We start from the raw sequence: 4,728 nt of genomic DNA, 5'->3' as shown, positions 1-4,728 counted from the left end.
AGCAGCGGTTGCCGGGCCTGACGATTGACCGTATGATGGAAAAATAAGACTGTCAATTTGAGGACTCGTAGCTATGCCATGGCATCAAGCCAACAACCGCATCAAACAGCTAGTCGACTCCGATATCGACATCGATCACTCCAGCCTATTGACCGATGTGCTGCGGACCATGGGTCTCAAACCCGAGGACCGGGTACGCTACTTTGCGTATGGCTCACAGATTTGGGCCCCCTGCTTTGAACACAGCCATCAGGCTGTTGCCACCGTTGATGACTTCAGGCGGGAATATTGCGTACTGTCTTACCTCTATCGGGGCACCGACCGCCATCCTGGCTTGGTCTTAGGCCTGCAGGGTCAGCCCGGCGCTCAGGTGCAGGGCATGGTATTTGAGATCAGCGTGCAAGATTTAGCGCCCATCTTTAAGCAAGAAATGCTCACCAATGTCTACTACCCGGCCTGGGTTGTCACCCGCAGTCAGTCAGAACCGACACCCGACTCTGCTGCCGCGCCCACCAAACAGCCGCCCGAGCGGGCCCTGACCTTTATCGCCCGAGGTTGCAGCGACCATTGCGTGCGTTTATCCTTGGCGCAACAGGCGGACCTAATCCTCAGTGCCGAAGGCGCCCGCGGCAGCAGCTTGGCCTATTTCCAACAAACCCAGTACGCCCTGCAACAAGCCGGCGTACCCGATGAGCAACTCAGCGAACTGGAACAGCTGATCAACCAGCGTCTGGCCGAGCATTCCTAACGCTTATGGGCCTGGTCCGCCGTTGCCCCCAATCATCCTGGCGCGCCGCATTGCTAAGTACAAGCCAACTAAGAGAACATTCGCTGAGCAAAAACTGGGGCCAGCGTGTCAATCAATTCCATCGCCACCACTCGGCCTCTTAGCGGGTTCAGCACAACAGTGGCATGGGAACGTTGGCGAACAGTGTTAATCGCATGCGCCACGATGCTGACCGGAATCACCTCGGTAATGCGCTGGACATCACCGCGCAGGCAAAATCAACCCCATCAACAAATAGGCATTGCATTGAGTTCCGCCCTTGGCTAGCGTACTAGATATCTAATACACATAATGGCAGACAGATGATACAACTCTCCAATCTCGGATTCGAATACGGTGCCAAGGCGGCCGTTTTTAGGGGTCTAAACCTGACCATTCCGGCCGGCCGCAGCGTCGGCATACTCGGCGCCAATGGGGTCGGTAAGACCACCCTGATTAAGTTACTCGCTGGTCTGCTCAGCCCAACCGAGGGTGCGGTGGCGGTGCTCGAGCGCACGCCGCGGCGGCGCGAGACCGCACTCTATCAAAACCTCTATCTGGTGCCGGAAGAAAATGCCTTACCGGCGATCAGCGCAGTTGCCTATATCAAACGTTTCAGTGTTTTTTACCCCAAATTCGATCACCGCCAATGCACCGAGCTATTGGCCCGGCTCAGTGTCGACGACGGCAAAAAGCTCACCGCGCTGTCGCTCGGGCAGCGCAAGAAATTCATCATCGCCTTTGCGCTATCCACCGGTGCTCAGGTGCTGTTGATGGATGAACCGACCAATGGCCTCGATATACCGTCCAAGGCGTTGTTTCGCGAGTCCGTTATTGCCCACCAAACGGCCGAACAGACCGTGCTGATTTGCACCCACCAGGTGCGCGACCTGGAATCGATTATCGACTCGGTGGTGATGATGAATGAAGGGTCGGCGCATTGGTTTGATCTGGCCGAACTGCCCAATTACATTAGCCAGGTACAGGGCCCGGTTACCTCTGGCACGGTGTTGCACTCGGAGTTGCGGCTGGGCAGTCCGGTCTCACTGGTGGCCGGAGGCCACGAGCAGCCGACCGAGATCGATTTAGAACTGCTCTTCAATGCTTTTGATCAAAATTATCCCGGCCTGATGGCAGCCGTAGCGCAGGAGCCACGGCTATGAACCCCACTCGTGTATACCAACTGATCCTCGCCAAGCAGGGCTCCAAACCCCAGCGGGTGATCCGCGATATCGGCCTGACCTGGCTGATCGCGACGGCCGTGGTGCTAATGCTCCACATCAGTTCGGTCGGTACCTTTACCGATTACTCGGGCATCTTCGCCTTCGCGCTGCTCTTTATGGCCCAATTGGAGTTGGGCAACCATACCTTCGATGAATACAAGCAGGCAGGCTCTGCCGCCCAATGGTTAATGCTGCCCGCCGACCCGTTCGAGAAGTGGTTGAGTAGCTTCCTGACCAGCTTTCTAGTGGTGCTGATTTTTTTGCTGGTGCTGTCGGTCTCAACGCTAACGGCCAATCTGTTGGTGGGCCTGTTTGGCTGGGGCAACTTGGTGCCGATCTTTAATCCCGTCGGGTTGGCGGCGCTGCAGTTATTTAAGCTCTACGTCTGGCTCCATCCATTGTTATTTTTCAGTGCTATTTATTTTAAAAAACGGCCGATGATAAAAATCTTTGGCGCCCTGTCATTGCTGTTGATTGTCTGGCTGTTCTACACCGCTGCTTTGGTGAACTGGCTGCTCGGCGATCTCATCAACGCCACCATTGCCAACTTTGAAACCCAGGTACTTAAGGGCGATGCCATCCATATCGGCAAATTCCTGGTGCTGCGCAGTACCGGGTTAGAGTTCACCTCGAACCTCTTTACCCAGGTCGGCAGCAGTCTGCTAAGCGTTCTCTATTTTGGCTTTTTCTGGGGCCTGTCTTACCTACGCTTTAAGGAGTTGGAGCTATGATTCAATTTGACTCCGCCAGTACCATCTACTTACAGGTGGCCGACTTTATGACCGAGCAGATTCTCACCGAAGCATGGCCCGAACAGGAACGCATCCCGTCGATCCGGGAGCTTGCCGCGCTGGTCCAGGTCAATCCCAATACGGTGATGCGCTCGTTCGCCTACTTGCAGGACAACGACATTATTTCCAACAGGCGGGGGGTCGGCTATTTCGTCAATGAGCACGGCAAGCAGACCGTTCAGGCGTTAAAAAAAGTGGCTTTTATTGATGCCAAACTGCCGCGTATCTTCCATGAGGCCGCCCTATTGGCGGTCACCCCAAATGAATTACGTGAACTGTATAACCAGTTTTTAGGGAGCCAAGCATGACTTCTGTAAGCCTTGCCATACGCCGGATGAAACTCACCAACAAGATCCTCGCCGCCACCCTGCTGAGCCTCTTTGTGGCCACTGCCGCGGCGCTGATCTGGTTGAGATTGAGCGGCATTTAGTTCGCCGTCAAGTAGTGCACCGAAAACAGCTGCTGCGCGTCGGTATAGCAGTGCGTGCAGTCGAAGCCGCCATTGCGCGCCAGCAACTGAAACGATTCGAGCGAATACTTGTAGGAGTTTTCGGTGTGAATGCTCTCCTGTTCGGCAAAGGCAAAACGCCGACCCTCGATCTGAATGTCCTGCTGCACCGTGGAGATCAGATGCATCTCGATGCGCGACCGTTCAACGTTATAGATCGCCCGATGACAGAAGGTGTCCAGATCCAGATCGGTCTGATAAGTATTTTGGATACGCTGTAATAAATTCATATTGAAGGCGGCCGTTACCCCTTGAGCATCGTTATAGGCGGCCAATATGCGTTCAGCCGGTTTCACCAGGTCGACCCCGATCAAGAGGGCATCGCCCTCGCCCAACAAGGCGCGAATGTGTTTGATAAAGTGGATCGCCGCCTGGGGCTCAAAATTACTGATCGTCGAGCCGGGAAAAAACACCAGCTTCTTATGCTCGGATTGGTGGCTAAATTGCTCGGGCAATTGGATCGGTGACAGGTAATCGGCCACCACGGGAAACACCGCCAGCTCAGGATACTGTTGCGCTAACTGCGCTGAGCTGGCGAGCAAAATTTCTTCGCTGATGTCGATTGGAATGTAGGTGCGCGGCGAGCTGAGGGCGTCGATCAACTTGCGGATTTTGATCCCGGCACCGGAGCCGAATTCCAAAATATCGGCATGGGGCCCAATATATTGCGCGACCTCCGGCAAGGCGCGCGCCAAAATCGCCAGTTCCGTTCGGGTGTGGTAATACTCCGGCGTCTGACAAATTTGGTCGAACAGTTGCGAGCCCTTCTCATCGTAAAAATATTTGCACGGCAGAGTTTTTTGGCCAACGGCCGACCAACCGGCAAAGATATCTTGCAGAAACAGATCGTCCTGGTTGACCTGCGTTTGACGGTGAATATTGAGGTCAGTCATCCTTTGCCATCCTTATGCCACTAAATTGCCAACGGGTCGCGGCCGGGAAAAAATTCCGATAGCTCGCGCGAATATGGTTCGGTGGCGTAATGCAGGAACCGCCACGCAGGACAAACTGATTGCTCATAAACTTGCCATTGTACTCACCCACCGCGCCGGCTTCCGGCCGGTAACCGGGATAGGGCTGGTACTGCGATTGGGTCCATTGCCAGAGGCAATTATAGAGCTGATCCGCTGACTGGGACTGCGACTGGGGGGCCAGGATGGTCGGGTCATAAACAGAGTCTGACGGCTCGACCCGGGCCGCCGCATGCTCCCATTCGAATTCCGTGGCCAAGCGGCAGCCACACCACTGTGCGTAGGCCATGGCTTCAAACAGACTAATATGGCGCACCGGCGCATGCGGATCGAGCGCGTGCAGCCCGGCCAAACTGTATTGCCACCATTGCTCGGCGCGGCGTAACCAATAGAGCGGTTGGCTGATCTGTTCTCGACACCGCCACGCCCAACCCTCTGACAGCCAATGCAGTGGATCGTTGTAGCCACC

General features: G+C 55.2%; 7 protein-coding genes. 5 read left to right on the top strand and 2 right to left on the bottom strand.

Going from position 1 to position 4,728, the window contains the following annotated elements; translation table 11 throughout:
• The first annotated feature begins 73 nt into the window (after positions 1 to 73).
• The 5 genes from AC4FIC_RS06860 to AC4FIC_RS06840 all read left to right on the top strand — a co-directional run bounded on the left by AC4FIC_RS06860 (position 74) and on the right by AC4FIC_RS06840 (position 3,210).
• Positions 74 to 748, top strand: coding sequence for a gamma-glutamylcyclotransferase (locus AC4FIC_RS06860; protein ID WP_476195136.1), 675 nt, complete (start codon positions 74 to 76; stop codon positions 746 to 748).
• A 341-nt stretch (positions 749 to 1,089) separates the two neighbouring features.
• Entirely contained in the window at positions 1,090 to 1,929 is an 840-nt protein-coding gene (locus tag AC4FIC_RS06855; RefSeq protein ID WP_476195137.1) for an ATP-binding cassette domain-containing protein, read from the top strand.
• Positions 1,926 to 2,720 carry a hypothetical protein gene (locus tag AC4FIC_RS06850; RefSeq protein ID WP_476194225.1) on the top strand — a complete coding sequence of 265 codons (795 nt, stop codon included), beginning with the start codon at positions 1,926 to 1,928 and terminating at the stop codon, positions 2,718 to 2,720. The genes AC4FIC_RS06855 and AC4FIC_RS06850 overlap by 4 nt, the downstream gene beginning before the upstream one ends.
• Positions 2,717 to 3,088 (top strand): GntR family transcriptional regulator, encoded by a 372-nt coding sequence (locus AC4FIC_RS06845; RefSeq protein WP_475844886.1) that lies wholly within the window; start codon positions 2,717 to 2,719, stop codon positions 3,086 to 3,088. The genes AC4FIC_RS06850 and AC4FIC_RS06845 overlap by 4 nt, the downstream gene beginning before the upstream one ends.
• The gene (locus AC4FIC_RS06840; RefSeq protein ID WP_264371428.1) at positions 3,085 to 3,210 is read left to right on the top strand and encodes a hypothetical protein; all 126 of its coding nucleotides are present in this window, start codon (positions 3,085 to 3,087) and stop codon (positions 3,208 to 3,210) included. Before AC4FIC_RS06845 ends, AC4FIC_RS06840 begins: the two co-directional genes overlap by 4 nt.
• Here AC4FIC_RS06840 and egtD read toward each other — a convergent pair.
• Positions 3,207 to 4,181, bottom strand: a complete 975-nt coding sequence (gene egtD, locus AC4FIC_RS06835; protein WP_100256180.1) for an L-histidine N(alpha)-methyltransferase — start codon at positions 4,179 to 4,181, stop codon at positions 3,207 to 3,209. The genes AC4FIC_RS06840 and egtD overlap by 4 nt on opposite strands.
• The coding region (locus AC4FIC_RS06830) for an SUMF1/EgtB/PvdO family nonheme iron enzyme (RefSeq protein ID WP_476194224.1) at positions 4,174 to 4,728 on the bottom strand (555 nt) is incomplete at its 5' end. The genes egtD and AC4FIC_RS06830, both read right to left, overlap by 8 nt.

The sequence above is a fragment of the Reinekea sp. genome (genome assembly GCF_982785585.1).
Note: the sequence above shows the minus strand (reverse complement) of the source record. Positions and strands in the feature narration are given on the sequence as shown.

Coding starts and splice junctions, on each gene's coding strand:
- AC4FIC_RS06860 (WP_476195136.1), top strand. CDS start 74: ATGCCATGGCATCAAGCCAACAACCGCATCAAACAGCTAGTCGACTCC.
- AC4FIC_RS06855 (WP_476195137.1), top strand. CDS start 1,090: ATGATACAACTCTCCAATCTCGGATTCGAATACGGTGCCAAGGCGGCC.
- AC4FIC_RS06850 (WP_476194225.1), top strand. CDS start 1,926: ATGAACCCCACTCGTGTATACCAACTGATCCTCGCCAAGCAGGGCTCC.
- AC4FIC_RS06845 (WP_475844886.1), top strand. CDS start 2,717: ATGATTCAATTTGACTCCGCCAGTACCATCTACTTACAGGTGGCCGAC.
- AC4FIC_RS06840 (WP_264371428.1), top strand. CDS start 3,085: ATGACTTCTGTAAGCCTTGCCATACGCCGGATGAAACTCACCAACAAG.
- egtD (WP_100256180.1), bottom strand. CDS start 4,181: ATGACTGACCTCAATATTCACCGTCAAACGCAGGTCAACCAGGACGAT.